The 20,846-nt window shown below is 71.9% G+C and carries 18 protein-coding genes and 1 pseudogene; 9 read left to right on the top strand and 10 right to left on the bottom strand.

Going from position 1 to position 20,846, the window contains the following annotated elements:
* Window positions 1-5 precede the first annotated feature (5 nt).
* Entirely contained in the window at window positions 6-998 is a 993-nt protein-coding gene (gene tilS / locus ACN269_RS18250; RefSeq protein ID WP_421473570.1) for a tRNA lysidine(34) synthetase TilS, read from the top strand.
* Here tilS and ACN269_RS18245 read toward each other — a convergent pair.
* Window positions 985-1,965: a GlxA family transcriptional regulator gene (locus ACN269_RS18245; protein ID WP_421473569.1), complete on the bottom strand. Its 981-nt coding sequence runs from the start codon at window positions 1,963-1,965 to the stop codon at window positions 985-987. The two genes, tilS and ACN269_RS18245, sit on opposite strands and share 14 nt — an antisense overlap.
* Window positions 1,966-2,103: 138 nt before the next feature.
* Here ACN269_RS18245 and ACN269_RS18240 point away from each other — a divergent pair, with 138 nt between their 5' ends.
* The 4 genes from ACN269_RS18240 (at window position 2,104) to folE (ending at window position 6,120) form a co-directional block, all read left to right on the top strand.
* On the top strand, window positions 2,104-2,253 hold the full coding sequence (locus ACN269_RS18240; protein ID WP_421476699.1) for a hypothetical protein: 150 nt from the start codon (window positions 2,104-2,106) through the stop codon (window positions 2,251-2,253).
* Between the two features lie 100 nt (window positions 2,254-2,353).
* The gene (hpt, locus tag ACN269_RS18235) at window positions 2,354-2,929 is read left to right on the top strand and encodes a hypoxanthine phosphoribosyltransferase (RefSeq protein WP_421473568.1); all 576 of its coding nucleotides are present in this window, start codon (window positions 2,354-2,356) and stop codon (window positions 2,927-2,929) included.
* 465 nt (window positions 2,930-3,394) lie between these two features.
* Window positions 3,395-5,419, top strand: a complete 2,025-nt coding sequence (ftsH, locus tag ACN269_RS18230; RefSeq protein ID WP_421473567.1) for an ATP-dependent zinc metalloprotease FtsH — start codon at window positions 3,395-3,397, stop codon at window positions 5,417-5,419.
* 35 nt (window positions 5,420-5,454) lie between these two features.
* Window positions 5,455-6,120, top strand: a complete 666-nt coding sequence (folE, locus tag ACN269_RS18225) for a GTP cyclohydrolase I FolE (RefSeq protein WP_421476402.1) — start codon at window positions 5,455-5,457, stop codon at window positions 6,118-6,120.
* A 37-nt stretch (window positions 6,121-6,157) separates the two neighbouring features.
* Here the strand turns inward: folE and ACN269_RS18220 are convergent, their stop codons facing one another.
* Together ACN269_RS18220 and ACN269_RS18215 are read right to left on the bottom strand one after the other, a co-directional pair.
* Window positions 6,158-6,877, bottom strand: coding sequence for a hypothetical protein (locus tag ACN269_RS18220; protein ID WP_421473566.1), 720 nt, complete (start codon window positions 6,875-6,877; stop codon window positions 6,158-6,160).
* A 142-nt stretch (window positions 6,878-7,019) separates the two neighbouring features.
* Window positions 7,020-9,572 (bottom strand): annotated as a pseudogene (locus ACN269_RS18215) (FtsK/SpoIIIE domain-containing protein); the annotation flags it as partial.
* Window positions 9,573-9,766: 194 nt separating this feature from the next.
* Between ACN269_RS18215 and ACN269_RS18210 the strand changes: the two are divergent.
* A complete protein-coding gene (locus tag ACN269_RS18210) occupies window positions 9,767-10,327 on the top strand; it encodes a hypothetical protein (protein WP_421476400.1) in 561 nt (186 codons plus the stop codon).
* Here ACN269_RS18210 and ACN269_RS18205 read toward each other — a convergent pair whose 3' ends face one another.
* From ACN269_RS18205 to ACN269_RS18175, 7 genes are read right to left on the bottom strand one after another with little or no spacing between them, the layout of a single operon-like run.
* On the bottom strand, window positions 10,328-10,927 hold the full coding sequence (locus tag ACN269_RS18205; protein WP_421473565.1) for a hypothetical protein: 600 nt from the start codon (window positions 10,925-10,927) through the stop codon (window positions 10,328-10,330).
* Between the two features lie 13 nt (window positions 10,928-10,940).
* Complete coding sequence (locus ACN269_RS18200) at window positions 10,941-12,116, bottom strand: M23 family metallopeptidase (protein WP_421473564.1); 1,176 nt, start codon at window positions 12,114-12,116, stop codon at window positions 10,941-10,943.
* Window positions 12,113-12,670 (bottom strand): hypothetical protein, encoded by a 558-nt coding sequence (locus ACN269_RS18195; RefSeq protein ID WP_421473563.1) that lies wholly within the window; start codon window positions 12,668-12,670, stop codon window positions 12,113-12,115. The genes ACN269_RS18200 and ACN269_RS18195 overlap by 4 nt, the downstream gene beginning before the upstream one ends.
* Complete coding sequence (locus ACN269_RS18190; protein ID WP_421473562.1) at window positions 12,667-14,625, bottom strand: MFS transporter; 1,959 nt, start codon at window positions 14,623-14,625, stop codon at window positions 12,667-12,669. The genes ACN269_RS18195 and ACN269_RS18190 overlap by 4 nt, the downstream gene beginning before the upstream one ends.
* Window position 14,626: 1 nt before the next feature.
* Window positions 14,627-17,986, bottom strand: coding sequence for an ATP-binding protein (locus ACN269_RS18185; RefSeq protein WP_421473561.1), 3,360 nt, complete (start codon window positions 17,984-17,986; stop codon window positions 14,627-14,629).
* A gap of 46 nt (window positions 17,987-18,032) precedes the next feature.
* Window positions 18,033-18,395 carry a hypothetical protein gene (locus tag ACN269_RS18180; protein ID WP_393221499.1) on the bottom strand — a complete coding sequence of 121 codons (363 nt, stop codon included), beginning with the start codon at window positions 18,393-18,395 and terminating at the stop codon, window positions 18,033-18,035.
* A gap of 13 nt (window positions 18,396-18,408) precedes the next feature.
* Complete coding sequence (locus tag ACN269_RS18175) at window positions 18,409-18,723, bottom strand: hypothetical protein (RefSeq protein ID WP_053654780.1); 315 nt, start codon at window positions 18,721-18,723, stop codon at window positions 18,409-18,411.
* A 345-nt stretch (window positions 18,724-19,068) separates the two neighbouring features.
* Between ACN269_RS18175 and folP the strand changes: the two genes are divergently transcribed.
* Genes folP through folK form a run of 3 tightly spaced genes read left to right on the top strand, consistent with a single transcriptional unit; the run spans window position 19,069 to window position 20,842 of the window.
* Window positions 19,069-19,956 (top strand): dihydropteroate synthase, encoded by an 888-nt coding sequence (folP, locus tag ACN269_RS18170; RefSeq protein ID WP_421473560.1) that lies wholly within the window; start codon window positions 19,069-19,071, stop codon window positions 19,954-19,956.
* Complete coding sequence (gene folB / locus ACN269_RS18165; protein ID WP_396800157.1) at window positions 19,953-20,318, top strand: dihydroneopterin aldolase; 366 nt, start codon at window positions 19,953-19,955, stop codon at window positions 20,316-20,318. The genes folP and folB overlap by 4 nt, the downstream gene beginning before the upstream one ends.
* Window positions 20,315-20,842, top strand: a complete 528-nt coding sequence (folK, locus tag ACN269_RS18160; protein ID WP_421473559.1) for a 2-amino-4-hydroxy-6-hydroxymethyldihydropteridine diphosphokinase — start codon at window positions 20,315-20,317, stop codon at window positions 20,840-20,842. The genes folB and folK overlap by 4 nt, the downstream gene beginning before the upstream one ends.
* Window positions 20,843-20,846: the final 4 nt, after the last annotated feature.

Genomic DNA, 20,846 nt, shown 5'->3' with positions numbered 1-20,846 from the left:
CGCCGGTGGCCGCGCTCGCCCCACCGGTGGCCGCGATCCGGGTGGCCGTCCGTCGCGCGCTGACCCACCTGCCGACCGACGGGCCGGTGCTGGTCGCCTGCTCCGGTGGGGCCGACTCGCTGGCCCTGGCCGCGGCGACCGTGTTCGTGGCACCCCGGCTGGGTCTTCCCGCCGGCCTGGTGACCGTCGACCACGGCCTGCAGGACGGTTCGGCGCGGCGCGCGGAGGCGGTGGCCGCCTGGGCCCGGGAGGCCGGGTTGACGCCGGTCGTGGCGGTGCGGGTGGCCGTGGGCGGGCGTCCGGGCGGGCCGGAGGCGGCGGCCCGCGAGGCCCGCTACGAGGCGTTGGCCGAGGCTGCTCGGCAGCACGAGGCGGTCGCGGTGCTCACCGGCCATACGCGCGACGACCAGGCGGAGACGGTGCTGCTCGCGCTCGCCCGGGGTGCCGGCCCACGCGGGCTGGCCGGGATGCCCGATCGGCGGGAGTTGGCCGGGGTGCCGCTGCTGCGTCCGCTGCTCGGGATCGGCCGGGAGCAGACCCGTGCCGCCTGCGCCGTCCTCGGGCTCAGCCCCTGGCAGGACCCGCACAACACCGATCCTTCGTACGCCCGCTCGCGGGTGCGGGCCGACGTGCTGCCGGCGTTGGTGCGGGCGCTCGGGCCGGGGGTGGTGGACAACCTGGCGCGTACCGCCCGGCTGGTGGCGGCGGACAACGACGCCCTGGACGGGATCGCGGCGGCGGCGCTGGTGGCGGCCCGGCATCCCGCCGGTGGGCTCGCGGTGGCGGAGCTGGCCGGCCTGACCGCCGCCGTACGCTCTCGGGTGCTGCACGCCTGGGCCCGGGAGCTGGGCGCGGTCGGGGGCGCGCTGTCGCACCGGCACGTGGACGCGCTGGACGCCCTGGTCAGCGGCTGGCACGGGCAGGGTCCGACCGACCTGCCCGGAGGCATTCGCGTACTCCGTCGCGGCGACCGACTGACGGTCCTCAGCTCGGGCTGAGGGCCGCCGCGCCGTCGGTCCGGTCCCGGAAGGTGGTCCGGTAGCTGTGCGGGGTGGCCCCGACCCGGCGGCTGAAGTGGTGGCGCAGCGCCGCGGCGTCACCGAAACCGGCCTGGTCGGCGACCGCCTCCACGCTCAGCGGCGTCTCCTCGAGCAGGCGTCGGGCGAGGAGCACCCGCTGGTTGGTGAGCCAGTCGTGCGGGGTGGTGCCGGTCTCGGCACGGAACCGCCGGGCGAACGTCCGCGCGGCCATGCCGGCGCGGGCGGCCAACTCCTCCACCGTGATCGTCCGGTCCAGGTGCCCCATCAGCCACTCCAGCACCGGTTCGAGGGTGGGCGCCTCGGGGGCCTTCGGGATCGGCGCCTCGACGTACTGCGACTGGCCGCCGTCGCGGTGCGGCGGAACCACCATCCGCCGGGCCAGTCGGGTCGCGGTGGCCGAGCCGTGCACCTGGCGGACCAGGTGCAGGCAGGCGTCGATGCCGGCCGCGGTTCCGGCGCTGGTGAGCAGCCGACCGTCCTGGACGTACAGGGAGTTGCAGCGCACCCGGGCGCGGGGATGCCGGCGTTGCAGCTCGTCCACGTACCGCCAGTGGGTGGTGCACTCCCGGTCGTCGAGGAGTCCGGCCTCGCCGAGCAGGAACGCGCCGGAGCAGACGCTGATGAGGTGGGCTCCGCGCGCGTCGGCACGGCGCAGGGCGTCGAGCACACAGTCGGGTACGACGGTGCCCTGGCCGTGTGCCGGAACGGCCACCAGGTCGGCCTCCTCGAGCGGGGCCAGGTCGGCGTTCGGTGTGAGGTGGAAGCCGGCGGAGGTGCGTACGGCAGCGCCGTCGGGACTGCACACGTCGAAGCGGTACGCGGGGAAGCCGTCGGCCGTCCGGTCGGTGCCGAAGACCTCCGCGAGCACCCCGAGCTCGAAGGGAGCGACCTGGTCCAGGGCGAGGACGGCGATGGATCGGAGCATGTGACGAGGGTAACCCGCCAGGTGGCAGTAAATCGATGCCCAGTGGCATCTCTGCCACTGGGCGGGCGGTGCGCGGCGGCGCAGACTGGTCTCAGTCCGGTGCGCACCGGCGGCGAAACCGACAGCAATCATGCGAAAGTGAGCGCCGCCATGGAGTTCCTGTTCTTCCTCCTGTTCCTCGTCCTCCTCGTCGCCGCCTCCGCGGCGAACCTCACCGTGGACAGCCACGACTCGGCCGACTGGAAGCCCAGCGAGGAGGGCCGCCGCTGGCGGTCCCGTACCAGCTGATGCCTTTAGCGCCGTTTGCGGCAAAAATCCTGGGCGGGACCGTGCCGAAAGGTGCGGCCCCGCCGACGGAGGCCATCCGACGTACGGCAGGCTAGGAGTCATGGCTGACGGCTCCTGGTACGACGCCGACATCGACCACGTGATCATCTCCGAGGCGCAGATCCGCGAGAAGACAGCGGAACTGGCCAAGCAGGTCTCCGCCGACTACGCCCACGTGGGCGACGGACTGCTGCTGGTCTGCGTGCTCAAGGGCGCGGTGATGTTCATGGCGGACTTCGCCCGGGCTCTGGGTCGTAACGGCCCCCCGGCCGAACTCGACTTCATGGCCATCTCCTCGTACGGCCAGGGCACGACCTCCTCCGGCGTGGTCCGCATCCTCAAGGACCTCGACCGCGACATCGCCGGTCGGCACGTCGTGGTCGTCGAGGACATCGTCGACTCCGGGCTGACGCTCTCCTGGCTGCTGCGCTACCTGGAGTCGCGCTCGGCGGCGAGCGTCGAGGTGGTCGCCCTCTTCCGTAAGCCGGAGGCGGTCAAGGTGCCGGTGCCGGTGAAGTACGTCGGCTTCGACATCCCCACCGAGTTCGTGGTCGGCTACGGCCTCGACTTCGGCGAGCGCTACCGGGAGCTGCCCTACGTCGGGGTGCTCAAGCCCGAGGTCTACGCCCGCTCCTGAGCCCGGCCGCCGGCCCGCCGCCGGCCCGGATGAGGACGATTCGTATCGGCGTTCGTCAAGCCGACGTTCAGCGGGCTCTCAGCTCTTGCGGTTACGGTGGACCCCGGTGGCGTGGAGGTACCTCCGCGTCCGACCCCTCGACCGCGTGACCGGGCGTTCGGGTGGCCGGGCCGGACTCCCCGCCACGCCGGTTCCTTCCCGGACCCGATTCGATGGTGCACGACTGCGGGGCTCGCACGCTCACTCCTCGCGTACACGGCTGTGATTGTGTACGACTGCGGGGCTCGCAAGCTCACTCCTCGCGTACACGGTGTACCGTCGAATGACCGCGGCGCGGCAGTTTCGGCGCCGCGGGGTCGAGGCCGGCCCGCACGGCGGCTCCGGCCGCCGCTCACCGCGGCGACACCATCAGACGGTCAGGACGTCGATCAGGAGGATGCGGGCGCTCCGGCGCTCGACAACAGTATGGAACGTACGCGTTTCTTCCGCCGACCGGTGGTCTGGATCATCCTGGTCATCCTCGGCGCCGTTGTGCTCAGTCAGCTGTTCACCGCTGGTCCCAGCTACCACCGCGTGGACACTTCCGTTGCGCTCGACCAGCTCCACACCGCACAGATCAACAAGGTCATCTTCCAGGACAAGGAGCAGACGCTCCAGCTCGACCTGAAGAACAAGACCAAGTTCGGTGAGACCACCACCGACCGGATCGAAGCCCAGTTCCCGTACCAGGTGGGCGACGAGATCTGGAACGAGGTGCTGGCCGCCAAGGCGGCCAACCGGGTCACCGGCCCGGCCGACGCCAAGGTCTCCTCGGACAGCATCTGGGTGAGCCTGCTGGTCAACCTGCTGCCGATCGCGCTGCTCGTGCTCCTGCTGCTGTTCTTCATGTCGCAGATGCAGGGCGGCGGCTCCCGGGTGCTCAACTTCGGCAAGTCCAAGGCGAAGATGATCACCAAGGACACCCCGAAGACGACCTTCGCGGACGTCGCGGGTGCCGAGGAGGCCGTCGAGGAACTGCACGAGATCAAGGACTTCCTGCAGAACCCCGCCAAGTACCAGGCTCTCGGTGCCAAGATCCCGAAGGGCGTGCTGCTCTTCGGCCCGCCCGGAACCGGTAAGACGCTGCTGGCCCGCGCGGTCGCCGGTGAGGCTGGAGTGCCCTTCTACTCCATCTCCGGCTCGGACTTCGTGGAGATGTTCGTCGGTGTCGGCGCGAGCCGGGTCCGCGACCTGTTCGAGCAGGCCAAGACCAACGCTCCGGCGATCGTCTTCGTCGACGAGATCGACGCCGTCGGGCGGCACCGTGGCGCCGGCATGGGCGGCGGCCACGACGAGCGCGAGCAGACGCTCAACCAGCTGCTCGTCGAGATGGACGGCTTCGACACCAAGGGCGGCGTCATCCTGATCGCCGCCACCAACCGGCCGGACATCCTCGACCCGGCGCTGCTGCGCCCGGGCCGGTTCGACCGCCAGATCCCGGTGGACGCCCCCGACATGGAGGGCCGCAAGGCCATCCTGCGGGTGCACGCCAAGGGCAAGCCGTTCACGCCGGACGTCGACCTCGACTCGGTGGCCCGGCGTACCCCCGGCTTCAGTGGCGCCGACCTGGCCAACGTCATCAACGAGTCGGCACTGCTCACCGCCCGCAAGGACCAGCGGGCGATCACCAACGACTCCCTGGAGGAGTCGATCGACCGCGTGATCGCCGGTCCGCAGCGCCGGACCCGGGTGATGAGCGACCAGGAGAAGAAGATCACCGCGTATCACGAGGGTGGGCACGCGCTGGTCGCCTGGGCGCTGCCGCACGCCGCGCCGGTGCACAAGGTGACGATCCTGTCCCGTGGCCGCTCGCTGGGCCACACCCTGGTGCTGCCGACCGAGGACAAGTACACCCAGACCCGCGCCGAGATGATCGACACCCTGGCGTACGCGCTGGGCGGCCGGGCCGCCGAGGAACTGGTCTTCCACGAGCCGACCACCGGTGCCGGCAACGACATCGAGAAGGCCACCCAGCTGGCCCGCGCGATGATCACCCAGTACGGCATGAGCTCCAAGCTCGGCGCGATCAAGTACGGCACCAGCGGGGACGAGCCGTTCCTCGGCCGCAACATGGGCCACGAGCGGGACTACTCGGACTCGGTGGCCGCCGAGATCGACGGCGAGATGCGCGCCCTGATCGAGCTCGCGCACGACGAGGCATGGGAGATCCTGGTCGAGTACCGGGACGTCCTGGACAACATCGTGCTCGAGCTGATGGAGAAGGAGACCCTCTCCACGGCCGACATGGCGCGGATCTGCTCCCGGGTGGTCAAGCGCCCGCCGCTCGCCCCGTACAACGGGTTCGGCAAGCGTCAGCCGTCCACCGAGCCGCCCGTGCTCACCCCTGCGGAGAAGGACAAGCTCAAGGCGCAGGCCCAGGCCGACGGCGCGCAGGCGTCCGTCGGCGGCGGGTCGTCGCCGTCCAGCAACAACTCGGACGGTACGCACTGAGCAACGACCCGACGGCCAGCTCCCCCCACCGGGAGCTGGCCGTTTCCGCGACCGAACCCGACGGGGACGACGAGTTGGACTACGTCGCCGCCCGGTTGATCAGCGGCAAGCTGACCGGCCGTCCCGTCGAGGACGCCGTCGACCTCGGCCGGATCGAGAGAGCCGTCCGCGAGATCCTGATCGCGGTCGGCGAGGACCCGGACCGGGACGGCCTCCAACAGACCCCGGCCCGGGTCGCCCGCGCGTACGCCGAACTCTTCGCCGGTCTGCGCGTCGACCCCGCGCAGGTGCTCAGCACCACCTTCGAGGCCAACCACGAAGAGCTGGTGATCGTCCGCGACATCGACGTGATGAGCCTCTGCGAGCACCACCTGCTGCCGTTCCGGGGCAGCGCGCACATCGGCTACATCCCCGGCCCGGACGGGCGGATCACCGGCCTGTCCAAGCTGGCCCGCCTCGTCGAGGTGTTCGCCCGCCGACCTCAGGTGCAGGAGCGGCTCACCTCGCAGGTGGCCGACCTGCTGATGGACAAGCTGGCCCCGCGCGGCGTCGTGGTCGTGCTGGAATGCGAGCACATGTGCATGGCGATGCGCGGGATCCAGAAGTCCGGCGCGAAGACCATCACCTCGGCGGTGCGCGGCATCCTGCAGACGGACTCGAAGTCGCGGGCCGAGGCGATGGCCCTGATCATTCCCCGCTGACCCACCGCTCGACCTGGCCGTGCCCGCCCTCGGCGGGTCAGCCGGCCAGCAGAGCCAGCAGCAGGCCGGTCGTGACCAGCACCGCCGGCACCAGGCAGACCAGCACGCCGAAGCGCACCGTGCGGTCGACCTGGTCGTCCGGGGCGGCACGGAACACCCGGCCGACACACACCCAGCCGACCACGAAGGCGGCCGCCGGCATCGGCAGCCCGCAGACCAGGGCCGTCACGCTGGCCGGGCCCGACCCGGTCGTCGCGTACACGATGATCTGGATCAGCGGCGCCAGCAGCGCCAGCGGCCCGTACACCAGGAGGTTGCGGGCCCGCGCGGGCCAGGAGGTCGGTCGGAGGCCGTGGCGTGCGGCCAACGCCGCGTCCGCCGCCTCGGCCCGACCCCGCGCGGTCCGCAGCGCCGCCAGGACGGCGGCCGGGCCGCCGGCCATCGACCGGGCGGCCTCCGTCAGCTCCGGGGGCGACGGCACCAGCGAGATCGGCGGTACGCCCCGCTCCCGCAACCGATCCTGCTGGCTCGCCAGCCCGGCGCGCACCACCGTCAGCTCCTCCCGGGCGGCCTCCGCCGAGCGGGCCTGTTCACCCGCGGCGGTCGCCGCGCTGCGACGAACCGCGTCGAGCTGACGGGCCGCCGCCAGGTACTCGGCCCAGGCGTCGACAGGGGCCGTGTCGGCGTCCCGACCGGCGATCCGCTGCGGGCCCGGACCGGTCGCCGTCGCCGTCACCTCGGCACCTCGGGTACGCATCGCCGCCTCACCCCGCATCGCCGGTTCGGTCCGTCTCGTCGGCTCGGTTGATCTCGTCCACTCGGCCCGTCTTGTCCGCTCGGCCCGTCTCGTCCGCTCGGTCCGTCTCGTCGGCTCGTTCCGTCTCGTCCGCTCGGTCCGTCTCGTCCGCGAACGGCACCAGGATCGTCGCCCGCTCGTCGGGACCGTCCCACAGCGCCGCCCGGTCCGGGTGCGCCCGCCACTGGACCGGCCTGCCGAACACCGCAGCGAGCTGCGCGGCCGGCACGTCCAGCGCCACGACGGCAGCCAGTTTGTCGACCTCGCCGTCCGGCTCCAGCAGCGCTGCGAACGGCGGTACCGCCCGCCACCAACCCAGCAGGTGCCGGCCCGCCGGTGGCCCGTCCCGCAGCAGCGCCCGCAGCCGATCCGCCGGCAGATCCCGGGGCCCGGGGCGATCCAACCCGAAGACCACCAGGTACGTCGGCAGCCCGTCGTCGGCGTCCTGCAACAGCGTCGGCAGGTCCACCAGTCGGGCCGGATGGCGGGCGGCCAACTCGGCGGTCAACGCCTCCGCCAGCGGGCGAGCCCCCTGGTCGGGCACGGCCACCACGAACCGGGCAGTGCCCGGCGCATGATGGGCCGCCGTGCTCCGGGCCGCCGTCGCCAGCAGACCGCCCGCCGCCGCGCCCGAGCCCAGCACCGCGAGGTTACGTCCGGGTGCCGGGCCCAACGGAACGGCGACCGTCGTCCGGGCCACGTCCACGGCACGGCCCAGCAGGGCAGCCGGGCCGCCTGCCTGCCCCGCCAGGGCCGCCCGGTGACGCGGATCGTTGCCCAGCAGCGGACGCGCGTACCCGGCGAACACCACGGGCGGCACCGCATCCGACGGCCGGGCCGCCCACAGCTCGTGCCGCAGCCGTTCGACCACCGCCGGATCGTCGAGCGGATCGGGGTGGCGGATCAACCGCTCGTGACCACGGATCGCACCACGTGGGCCGCCCAACCCTCCGGCGGTGTTCACCACCGCACTGCCCACCGGCAGGCCGGCGGCCGAATCGTTCGTCGGCTCCAACACCGGGCCGCCGCCCGGCAACGCCACCCGCACCGGGAACTGCCCAAGCACCGAATCCCGGTGCCCGGCGTCCGTGCGGGCACTCAACCCCAGCTCACCCGCGCCGGCCAGCACCAGGTGCACGCCGTACGCCCGACCGGACCGGGCCAGCCCGTCCACCCGCGCGGCCAGCTCGACGGCCAGCCGATCCCGTTCGGCGAAGAGCAGCGGCACATTGTCCACCACACAGACGATGCGCGGCAGCGGACGGTGCTGGCGCAGCTCCGCGAAGCGCTGTCCGCCGGCCCGCTCCGCCGCCTCCGCGCGGCGCTGCACCTCGGCCGTCAACTGGTCGAACAGGTCCCGGACGTACTCCCGGTCGGCCGCCATGGCCGCCGCCCGCACCTGCGGAACCCAGGAGCGGTCCCGCTCGGTCTGCAGAAACTCCACGAACGACTCGCCGTCGCCCAGGTCCGCCAGGTAGAGCGCCAGGTCGTCCGGACCGTACCGGGCGACCAGTCCCAGCAGGGCGGTGGTCAGGAACGCGGCACGACCCGCGCCGGACCGGCCACTCACCAGCCAGTGCGGCGTCAGCTCGGTGAAACCCAGCGGCACCGGCCGACCGCCCGCGTCACCCACCATCGTGGTGAGGCTGTCCGAGGAATCCGCCGTCCACAGGCTGTCGCCCGTCTCCGGCAACAGATCCGCCAACGCCAACCGGGAGCCCGCCTCCACCTGCGCGGCGAGCCGCCGACAGACCGCCTCGACGAGATCCGCCGGTGGGTCCGTCTCCACGAAGACCGGCGAGTTCATCCCACCCGGCGCCTCCGCCCCGGGGCTCGCGAACGATGCGCCGGGCGGATCGCCGAGCAGCGCGTACGCGTTGCGCAACACCAGCGAGGTGGCCCGTGGCAACGGCGCCCGGGACGCGTACGGGCCGGGTGGCGGCCACCCCGCCACCACCAGGTGCAGCCCCGCCGCCGGCCCCTGCTCGGCCAGCGCCTCGATCCGCGCCAGGTCGGTCGGGCCGGTCAACTCCGGCAGCGCGGCGACCACCAGCAGCAGCGTACGGTCGTGACGACGCCGACCGCTCGCCCCCGGCGAAACCCACTGCTCCGCCTCCGTCAACACCGCGCGCAGGCCCGCCACGTCGACCGCCGGCGGGGGCAACAGCCCGGCATCGGCCAGCGCAGCGAACGGCGTCAGCACGGCACCCGTGGCGTCCACCGCGCGTACCAGCAGCGCACCCGCGGGCGCGGCGCCCAGCAGCCGCAGCACCATGGCCCGGAGCAGCCCCGCCACCCGAGGCTCCCGGCCGTCGACATCCACACTCAGATGGCCCGTACCGACCAGTGGCACCAGAGCGGGAAACCGGGCGTCGTCCAACGGCGCCGCCGTGCCGACCCGCACGAACGGTGGTGGGCCGTCACCCGCCGGAGAACCCGCGTCGAGTGAATCCAGAGCGGCCCCCGACCAGCCCGGGGCCAGCCGCGCGGCAACCACCTGAAGCCGCTCGGCCAACTCGTACTGGCGGCGCTGGTCCGCAGGGGCCGGCCGCACCTCGTCGAGGATCCCGGCGGCGGCGGTGACGACAGCGGCAGCCCGGCGGTGCAGCGCCGCAGCGCGGTTCGTGCGTGCCTTCGGACCGGCCACCGTGTCCACCCCCTCACCCGAGGTCGGCAACCCCTCCCCGAGCAGTGACGGTATCCCAGCCAGCGCCCCACCTACGGGAGGTACTGCGGCGGTGCGCCGGTGTTGTCGCGGATGTCACCGGTGGGGAGGGGTCCGTCACGATCCGCTGGATCTGAGGCATTGGCTCCGGGCCGTCCAGCCGTTAACGTCAGGAGGTGGAATCAGTGCAGCCCCCCGCCGGTTCCCAGGTCTCCCGCGTACCGGCCCAGCGGACACCGTCCGAACAGCTGCCGCCGGCCCCGCCAACGCCGGCACCACAGCCACGGCGCCGCCGGCTGCGCACCGTGCTCATCGTTGTCGGTGGGGTGCTCGCGCTGCTCATGCTCGGTGGGGTGGTGACAGGTTTCGTGTTGTACAACCGCGCCGCTGCCCCGGACCGCAGCGCCCCCGACGTGGTCGTCGACAACTACCTGCGCGCCTTCCTCGTGGACCGCAACGATGCTCGGGCCGATTTATATACCTGCGAAGGTTCAACGCAACTGGATTCAGTTCGCTCGCTACGAACAGATCTCGTCGCTCGTGAGCAGCGATTTGGAGTCACCATTTCGGTCAGTTGGGGCAGCCTTGGTCTTCAGAAGCAGGGTGACAATGCGGCAGATGTGCAAGTCACCTTAATCATCTCCGCATTGGTAGATGGCATCAGGCAGAGTGATCGACAGGCCTGGCAGTTCAACACTCAGTTGGCGGACGGGTGGCGCGTGTGCGGCGGTAGATCTGTTGCTTGATTACTCGATCCACAGCAGATGGACCGGTACCTCCAGAGTGGTCGGTGACTGGCCGCGCCAGGCCCAGCGGTACCACTCCACCTCGGGTGTGATGCGCACGCAGATGTCACCCTCTGCTCCCGAGTAGGTCTCGGTCACCGCCCGCATGTCCCGGTGCTCGCGTCCGTCCTCGACGTGCACCACCCGGCGTCCGGTGACCGCATCCGCTTCGAACACCGGGGTGGGGGCGCGATGGGAGGGGCCGTCCAACGAGACCAACCGGATGCCGGTGTCCCGTACGCCCTCCGATGTGGGTCGTTCTCCGACCGTCTCCACCCACACCCGCTCCACCGGCACCAGCGGCGCGAACACCTCGACCTGGTCGGTCTCGGCCCGGTACCACTCGTGTTCCGGGATGACCGGCACGTAGGTCCGGGCACCCTGTACGACCCGGTCGTCCGCGCGCAGGTCTCCGCGCCAGCCCAGTCCGGGCAGTCCCACGAGCACCCGCTGCCCGCGCAACTCCACACGCCCGGTGGCGGGCACGATGGTCAGGGGGCGGGGTGGTCGGGGCGCCCAGTCGGGTTGGTCGGCGAACGGGTCCGGCAGTGGTCCGGTCATGCCAGAGAAGGCCTCACTCCGCAGCGCGCAGCGGAGCGCCCCGCTCGCGCATGAAGGGGATCGGGTCGATCGCGCCCCGGCTGGACCGGTCGCTGCGCAGGTGCACCTCGAAGTGCAGGTGCGGCCCGGAGGAATTGCCGCTGCTGCCGACCTGCCCGATCACCTGGCCGGCCGGGACGATCTGGTCCGGCGAGACCCGGGGCTGGACCACCATGTGGCAGTAACGGGTGATGTAGCCGCCCGCGTGCAGGATGTCGACGAACCAGCCGCAACCACCCTTGCCCGGATACCCGTCCACGTCGCAGCTCCGGCGTCCTTTGTTGTCCGGGTCGCAGCGGGCGACAAGCACGCGGCCGGCGGCTGCGGCGCGGATCTCGGTGCCCTTCGCCGCTCCGATGTCGACACCGTTGTGGCTGGGCCGATCGGCGGTGCGGAAGCCGGAGCCGACGTCGCCGGAGATCGGTGCCGTCCAGCCGGAGGCGGCGATCTCGCCGCGCTCGGCCGCGTCGCACACCGCCTTGCCGTTGATCTGAACGGTGCGGGCCGCACCACCGGCGAGTGCGTCCACGATCTTGCTGGCCAACTCCTCGTGCTTGGCATACGCGTCCGGATAGGCGCTCACCTGGACCTGCTGCGCCACGACGGTCAGCGGCCGGCGCTGCCAGCTGCGCACCTTGACGAGTTTCTCGTAGAACTTCCGGGCCGTGTACGAGGGTGTCATCCGCTCGGCGATCGAGCCCCAACCCGGACGCTGCTGAAAGAGGCCCAACGAGTCGTGGTCGGCACCGACACCCTCGTGCGGCAGCGACAGCGACTCGGGCACGCCACTGTTGGCCAGGTTACGTAGGGCGGACTCCTGCATCGCCGTGGCGAGGGCGATCACCCAACCACGCGAGGGAACTCCCATGTCCTGACCGACCTTGATGACGATCGCCGCGTTGCGGACCTGCGCGTCGCCGTACTCGCTGAACCGGGGCAGCTCTCCGGTGATGTCGACGGGACGCACCGGTCCGCAGCCCCAGCCGGCCAGGGCGTCCCCGTTCTCCGCGTCGCCCCCGAGCCCACTGAGGAAGAATGCGGCCGTCCCTCCGGTGCAGCAGAGCAGGAGCAGTACGCCGGTGAGCACGGAGGCGATCACGCCGGCTCGGATCGGCCGACGAAGAGCGCGGCCTGCTCGGCCGGCGGTCACTGTCGCTCCCAGTCGACCACGTCGACCAGCCAACTCTTGTCCGCCATCACCAACTCCAGCCGGAGACGGCCGCTGTCGAGCGGTAGCAGCACCTCGCAGAACGTCTCGGTGCGCGACCGCACCGTCGGCGGGCCGGTCACCTCCTCGGCCGGCACCCCGCCGGGCTCGGCGCCGGCCATCTTCTCGGTCAGCGCCGACGTCGACATCGGCCGCAGCCCGGCCTGCCACTGGTCGGCTGTCATGCCGGGCCGGCCGACCCAGGCCGAGGCGAACCGGTCCGCGATCTGCTCGGGTGAACGGGCACCGGGTGGAGTGACCGGCGAGGGGGGTGCCTCGCTGGCGATCAGACCATCGTCACCAGCCGTCGGGTCGACCGTGGTGATCGGCCGGTCCGGTCGGTTGCTCAGCCCGTCCGTCGGGTCGGCCGGACCGGACACCAGGCGTGCCGTTCCGATGACTCCGAAGATGAGGACCGCGATCAGCGCGGCCACCCCCAGCCGGGATCGCAGTGCCCGGGTGACGAGGAACTCCAGGGCCCGTCGCATCGCTGTCACCGAGCCTCGGAACGCACCCGCGGTCCGGTGCGATCCGGCGCACGTTCGGTGGAACCCGGCCGGTAGACCACGAATGACGGATTCTCTGCCGGGACGTCCGGCTCGGTCCACGTCGCCGGCTGGCGGCGACGAGGCTGCGGCGGCACGGGACGCTTTCGGCCGCCCGTCTCCTCGGACGGCGCCTCGTCGGCGCGCTCGTGCCCATCCGGTCGAACGTCGTCGGCGCGTCGGCTCCCTGTCGGGGCGGGCGTCGGCGTCGGGGCCGCGTCTTCCCGGCGTGCCTCCGGGCGCAACCGGGTCTGCTCGGCGTCCGGTGACCGGCGGCGCCCGCCCACCGGCTCCACCGTGCCCCCCGGCTCCACGACGTCGAGTCGCGCCGCGACTCGCATGTCACGGAAGAAGCGGCGGTGCCAGGAACCGGCCGAGCTGACCGCCTCGCTGCTGTCCTTCCCGCCGAGCTGGGTGATCCGCCGATACGGCCGCAGCAGTAGCCAACCGACCACTCCGCACAACCACACCAGTACCACCTGGAGCCATCCGGGGAGTGTGGGCGTGCTCATGATCAGATCGACCGCGAACAGGTAGATGGCGGCACCGGTGCCGAAGATCGCGATGTTGAAGATCGCGGCGACGACGGCGTTCGCCAGCCGTCGCAGACCGGCGCTGGCCGGTCGGAGCAGCCCGACGGTACCCAGGATGGGCGCCGCGATCACCGCCCATCTGAAGATGAGGAAGCCCAGCAGGACCAGAAGCGACGCCGTCAGGTCGAACATGGCGAACAGCACCGAGGCCAGCACCGCGATGAACCCCGCCCCGACCCGGTCCATGTCCCGGACGCCCTGGAGGTACTCGTACGCCTCCGGGTCCTCGGTCTGGATCTGCTGGGCCACCCGCGCCCACTGCTGCTGCTTCGCCTTGATCGTCGCCTCCCGGGTGGCCGGGTTGGCGCGCAGCTTCTCCACCTCGTCCCACGACAGCGCCTTGGCGTCGTACAGCGCCGGCCCGTACTTGCGAGCCGTCTCGCTGTCGGCCGACCCGAGGACGCCCCGTAGCCAGTTCCGATACAGCATCGCCTCAGTGGCGGTATCGCTGGCCCTCACCGCTGGTGGGCGCTTATCGACACAAGCATCGGGGTTGGGAAGCGCACATCGCTCGGGCGGAGTGTCTCTGGCGGCTGGGCCCACGGCGTCATGCACCACTCCCAGGGAGGTGACCAGCGTGCCGTCGGCGATGTTTGCCGACTTGACCGGCCAGGCGGCCAGCGCGGTGACCGCGACCATCACGAGGAGGGCCCAGCCCGCCGTGGTCATCGCGTTGCTCATGTCCGACTGGCGGGAGCGCCAGAGCAGGTAGAGCCCCACCACGCACAGCGTGACGATCCCGAAGACGCTGAACACCTTCTCGTAGACGGCCTTCGTGGCCTTCTCTACCAGCGGGTCCGCCCAGCCCCACATGGACCGGGGATCCCAGGCGCGCTCGCGCAACGCGTTGGAAGCGCCGACGATCGCGGTGGCAGCCATAAACTCGCCGTTGGCCACCGTAGTGGTGAACTTGTAGTCGGGGTGCAGTACTGATGACGCGCAGCCGCCCGGAATGTCGTACGTCGGATAGCTGTATCCGGCATAGCCGTAGTCGCTGTAGAGGCCTTTTGGCCCAGGTTCCTTGGCGGAGTCCGGACGGCCCGCGAACCAGCCGGCGAGGCCGGAGTCGGGTGTGCCCGGGGTCGGGGCGTTGCGGCACTTGACCTCGTCCTCGCTGACCTCCTGGAGCTTTCCCACGCAGGCCCGGAAGTCGGCCTGCCACTCGGCGGTGGTGCAGAGGTCGGCCCGGGCCTGGGTGACGGGTGGGGCGGCTGCGGCCGCTTCCGCGCCGAGCAGCGGCCAACTGAGGGTGGCCCCCGCCAGGACGCCGAGCGCGAGCAGGAACGACGCGATCCGAACCCGGGCCCCAGCCATGTCACGCCTCCAGATCGGGCAGGGAGATGCTCGGTAGGACTCCGGCCGCCGCGGCGATCGCGGCGGGCGTCGTGTCGAGGTGGTCCAGCAGGCCGTCGACGTACGAGACGTCGACCCGGACCTTCTGCACCCGGCCGTCGACGTCGCGCATCACGAACTCCCGGAAGCCGAGGCGGGAGGCCGAGTTGCTGTCGGCGGCGGAGAGCGAGGCCAGGGTGGCCTCGTACCCGTCGTTGACCGGCACCCGCAGCAGGCGTAGCGCCTCGGAGGCGATCTCGGCGTCTTCGGCGATCCGGCCGACGAAGACGGTGGAGACCAGGTTCTGCACGTCGAGGCCGAGGATGTCGCGGGGGTTCTGCGAGGCGACCAGCGCGGCGAGGTTCCACTTCCGGGAGTCGCGGGCGAGCCGGACCAGGAACGACCGCCCGGACCGCCAGCCCTCCATGAAGTGCGCCTCGTCGAGGCCGACGAGTTTGCGGGACGACATCGACCCGCCGTAGCAGCGGCGGACGGCGAGCCGGTGCGCGGTGTGCAGCATCGGCAGGGCAAGGGCCTCCTCGGCCGACCAGTACTCGCGTTCGATCTTGAGGTCGGGCAACCGGAGCCCCGCCATGGTGATCACGGTGAGCGCCGCGTCGGCCCCGAGCAGCCCTTCGGGTGGCCGGCCGAAGAACAGCATGGCGAGCGGCATCTCGGCGGTGTCCAGGAGAAGGTTCGCCAGCTCCTTGCCGGCGTCGTCGTCGAGCCGCCCGAGGCAGCTCACCACGTCGTCCAGGGTGGACGTCTCCTCGGCGGGGACCTGCCGGACGGCGTGCCGGAACAGGGTGGCGGTCGACGCCTCCCGGGCCACCTGTGGCGGCACGAGCATCATGCAGATGTCCTGGACCAGCATGCGGCGTTCGGCCCGCGCGTTGGAGACGGCGATCTCGAACTCACGGTCGCCGGCGGCTCCGCTGGCGAACTCGCTGCGCAGGGGCGTGGGGATGAGCGAGTAGGGCGCCAGGGTGCCGTGCTCGGAGCCGGTCAGGTTCAACACCCGGGAGTACGGGCGCAGTTCGGGCATGGCGCAGAGCCGGGCCAGCGGCCCGGACGGGTCGAGGAGCGTCACCTGTACGCCCCGTCGGGCGGCGAGGTAGCCCAGCGCGCCGAGCAGGGTGGACTTGCCACCGCCCGGCTCGGCCACGAACACCGCGAGCCCGGAGCGTTCGCGTACCTCCATGGGGAAGTGCAGGTCGAGGAAGACGGGGCGGCGGCAGGTGCCGGCGGTACGCCCGATCAGGTCGCCTCGGCGGTCGCCGACGGTGGAGGCGGCCTGGGGGAGCGCGGCGGCGAGCAGCGGCACGGGCATGCGGCGGACGTAGCCGGTGTTGGCGATCGGTTCGCCGGGGATGAACTCGCGGGCGAGCCAGTCCTGGTTCTTCGGGTGCTGCAGCGAGATGCGCAGCTCCCGGGAGTAGAGCTGGATGAGCCGGCGGGCCCGCTCCAGGCACTCCTCCCTGGTCCGGCCGCCGACCGCGATGCGGTGCCAGCCGTGTGCGCGCGCCGAGTCGACGGGCAGGCCGGTGGTCATCTCGTCGCCGATCACCAGCGCCCGCTTGGCGAGGCGTTCCAGCTCCGGGGGAGCGTCGATGCCGTGCTCGGCGTAGTCGAGCTGCTGGGAGCGGATCATGCGCAGTCGGTGCTCGAGGTTACGGAACGAGTCGCCGGAGCCGAGGATGTCGACCCGGGTGGAGATCTCCATGGGCCAGGGCAGTCGTTCGTGGAAGTGCAGCCACGGCTCGTGTCGTTCCGGGATCTCCAGCGGTTCCATCCGGCCGACGGCGAGTACGGCCACGTGTCGTTCCTCGCCGGTCATCCGGTTGACCAGTTTGACCGTCGATCCGTACGGGGTGCGGTAGCGCTCGACCTGTTCGGTCAGAGCGAGCAGGTCACCGCGTTCCCAGTGCCCGTCGGTCACCGGCGAGAGCCGACCCGGGGGCGCCATGCACAGCGCGACCGAGCGGTAGAGCAGCCATTCCAGCTCCTGCGCGGTGACCCGTCGGCCGCGCATGCCGAACGCGCCGAGCACCTCGTCGAACTGCTCGACGGTGCGACCCAGCTTGCGGCGTTCACCCTCCGCGGTGCCCCGGCCGAAGGTGCGCAGCAACCGTTCGGTCATGGAGTCGCCGAGGGAACGCCGGGCGAAGGTGACGCCCAGGTAGGTCTGCCCCTCGGCGTGGTTGACCGCCATCAGGTGCCGTTGCGCGGCGACCAGATGGTCCGCCCAGCCGGTCGTGCCAGGGACGTCGGGCAGCGGCGCGGCGGTGTGGGTGTCGATGGTCCGGGCCCACTCGTCGGCCGGGAACGGCCGGGTGGTCCGGCGCAGGTGCAGTCGGAAGCCGGCGAGGCCCGCGTACTGCTCGGAGATCGCCGCCAACAGCGCCTCGCGTTCGGCGTCGGGGCGGAAGGCCCAGCGCACCTCGGGCAGCCAGTACCAGGCGGTCACCGTGTTCGGCGTGAAGGTCAGGTGACCGGCGATCTCGGTGATGGCCAGCTCGACCGACGGGTCTCGGTCACCGAACTTGATTTTCGGGGCGCGGACCCGTACCGGCTTGATGGGCCGGTCCTGACGGTTCGCGCCTCGCTGGCGGGGGGTGCTGACCTCTTTGCCGGCGCCGGTGGGTCGCTCCGCCCGGGTGGGCCGGTGCGGCCCGCGTTCCAGGGCCGGCCGGTCGACCGGTGCGGTCGGCTGCTCGGCCGGGGCGCTCGGACGCTGCACCGGCGCCGCCGTCTGCCCGGCCGACGTGGCGCTGGACGCCCGGCTTGCCGGGCCGGTGGACGTCGGCGCGGGTGCTGGCGCGGCCGTGGCAGTCTGCTCGACCTCGACCTCGGCCGCGGGCTGCGGCATCGGCCGTCGGTCGCCCGTCTGGTGCGGCAACCGGGGCTCGGCGGTCGGACGGGTGTCGGCCCGGTGGCCGACGCTGGAGGGGTCGTCCGGTGTCCACGGTGGCTCGAGTTCGGGAGCCGGCCGGGCTGGTGTCGGTGGTTGCTGCGGGATCGCCGGCTGGCGCCGGCTGGCGGGCGCCGCGGTCACCGCCCGGGGGCCGGCGGGCCGCGTGCCACCGAACAGGTCGAGGAAGGGCGAGTCGATGTCGGCGTTGTCGCCGGCCGAGACCGTGCTCGGCTCGGCGGGAGGCGTTCGGCGGGTGACCGGCCGGGGCGCCTGGAACACGCCGACCGCGCCGTGGCCGGGCGAGGTCACCAGCGCGGGATCGAGCGCGACCTCATCCTCGGTCTCGGGGTAGTCGAACGACTGCGCACGGTGACTGGCCGGCGCGGCCGGGCGGCCGGCCGGGGAACCCGGCGTGGAAGAGCGACTCATGCGACCGCCTCACCCGCGTGAAACAGACCGATCGACGTACCCCCGGTCATGCCAGCTCCTCCCGGATCCTGATCCGGCTGCCGACCAGGCGCGGATCGCGCTGCTCGACCGCCGGCTCCCGGGTGCGTCGCCAGTCGGTCAGCGCGGTGCGGATGACCACCCGCGCCGGCCGGTCCGGATCGACGTGCCGGAAGATGAACGACGTGGTCACGATGGCGAGCGCGATCTCCCAGGCCGGGAAGAGGTCGACCGTCAACGTGAACAGCCAGTGGATGAACATGTAGAGGGGGACGAGCAGGATGAAGAGCCCGTACTGGGCGTAGGGCAGGTGGACCGGAAGGGTGTAGCCGGGCGGCCCGAGGTAGACCAGGCGGGCCCGGTAGATGTCGTCGTCGGTGCGCAGCCGCATCTGGTGACCGCGCCTATTCGAAGATCAGGTCGATCAGGTAATCGCCGACGAAGAAGAGTGTTGCCGCGCCGGCGATGAAGGCCAGCCCGACGATGGCGATCGCCGAACTCGTCAGGACCTTGGAAATCTCACCCCGGCTGGCGCGACCGATGAAGATGACGCCCAGGACCGCGAGCAGGATCGGCGCGATCTTGCTGGCGAAGAAGGTGACCACACCGTTGGTGTCGATCCCCTTCGGTGCCGGCTCGGCGAGCGGAGCCGACGCCAGGGTGGAGAGCGCGTGGGCGACGCCGGAAGACGCCGTCTCCATGAGCTCGAAGGCGATCACTGGAACCTCCCCATATCGCGGCCGGCGGAGCCGCGGCGGTGCAGTAGGCAAGCCTGGCGGGAAATCTGCTGACAGGGCGCAGCGATTTCGACCCTGTGTTCGTTACTCACCACGGAGGGTGGCGAGCTTTGGGCGGTTTTTCCCCGCTTCGGCCCTCCCTCCAGGCTTCGCCATCTCCATGCTGGCCAATTCCAAAGCGTACGGGCCGCCCCGGATTGCGACAAGCCGCGAAGGGGCTGCCCGTTACTGCCCGGACGACCGATCGTACACCTGTTCCAATGCGCACGTCAGCGATGGTAGACCCGGGTCGCCCAGCCCTGTCGTCACGACCGGTACCGTCTAGTCGTGACCGATCTGGTACGGGCTCCGGGCCCGGTGGTGATGGGCGTCCTCAACGTCACGCCGGACTCCTTCTCCGACGGCGGACGGTACGCCGACCTCGACGCGGCCGTCGGACACGGCGTCCGTCTGCGCGAGGACGGGGCGGACCTGGTCGACATCGGCGGCGAGTCGACCCGCCCCGGCGCCGACCGGGTCGACGCGGCCACCGAGGCCGAACGCGTACTGCCGGTCATCCGCGAGCTGAGCGCCGCCGGGGTGCCGGTCAGCATCGACACCAGCCGCGCACGGGTGGCCGAGGCGGCGCTGGACGCCGGTGCCGTGGTGGTCAACGACGTCTCCGGCGGACTGGCCGACCCGGACATGGCCCGCGTCGTGCGGGACGCCGGCTGCCCCTGGGTCCTCATGCACTGGCGTGGCCACTCCCGGCAGATGCGTGACCTGGCCAGCTACACGGACGTGGTGACCGACGTACGCGCGGAACTCGGCCAACGCGTCGACGCGGCGCTGGCCGCCGGGGTGGCCGCCGACCGCATCGTCGTCGACCCCGGCCTCGGGTTCGCCAAGACGGCCGCCCACAACTGGGAACTCAGCGCGCGCCTACCGGAGCTGCTGCACCTCGGATACCCGCTGCTCTTCGGCGCCAGCCGTAAGTCCTACCTCGGTCGCCTGCTCGCCGCCGCCGACGGCACACCGCGACCAACCGCCCAACGTGAGGCCGCCACCGTGGCCACGAGCGTGCTGGCCGTCGCGGCCGGTGCCTGGGGCGTACGCGTGCACGACGTGCGGGCCACCGCGGACGCGCTCGCCGTCTGGACCGCCACCGGTAGGCCGCGCCTCACGCCCGTCCGCCCCGATGGCACGCCCGTCGACCGGGAAGAGGCGATCCGATGAGTGACCGCATCCAGCTGACCGGCCTGCGCGCCCACGGCCGGCACGGGGTGTACGACTTCGAGCGGGAGCAGGGGCAGGATTTCGTGGTCGACGCGGTCCTCGAACTGGACCTCGGCCCGGCCGCCGCCAGCGACGACGTCACCGCCACGGTCCACTACGGCGAACTGGCCGAGCGGCTGGTGGCGGTGGTGACCGGAGAACCGGTCAACCTGATCGAGACCCTGGCCGACCGGCTGCTCGCGGTCTGCCTGGCCGACGAGCGGGTCGTCACCGCGACGGTCACCGTGCACAAGCCGGAGGCGCCGGTGCCGCACACGTTCACCGACGTGGCCGTGACGATGACGCGGACGCGTACCCGATGACCCGGGCCGTGCTGTCGCTCGGCAGCAACCTCGGTGATCGCCTGGACCACCTCCGGACGGCCATCGCGACGCTTGGTGACTCCGTGCTGGTGGTCTCCGGGGTGTACGAGGCTCCACCGTGGGGGGACGCCGACCAGCCCGCGTACCTCAATGCCGTGGTGCTCGCCCAGGACGGGAGCGCGACCCCGCGCGACTGGCTGGCGCGGGCCCACGACGCGGAGCGCGCGGCCGGTCGGGTCCGTGACCCGCAGCGGCGGTTCGGGCCGCGCACCCTCGACGTGGACGTGATCGCGGTGTGGGGCGACGACGACGAGCCGCTGCTCAGCGACGACGAGGAGCTGACCCTGCCGCACCCCCGCGCGCACCTGCGCGCCTTCGTGCTGCGGCCGTGGATCGACATCCAACCGTACGGGCGACTGCCCGGCCATGGCTGGCTGACCGACCTGCTCACCTCCGGTCCGGCCGCCGACGACGCGCTGGAACTGCGTCCCCGGCCGGAACTGACGTTAGAGTCGACGACATGACCCA

It is taken from the genome of Micromonospora sp. WMMD736 (assembly GCF_049179015.1).
Lineage (GTDB): Bacteria > Actinomycetota > Actinomycetes > Mycobacteriales > Micromonosporaceae > Micromonospora.
This window is presented reverse-complemented; position numbering and strand designations above follow the sequence as displayed.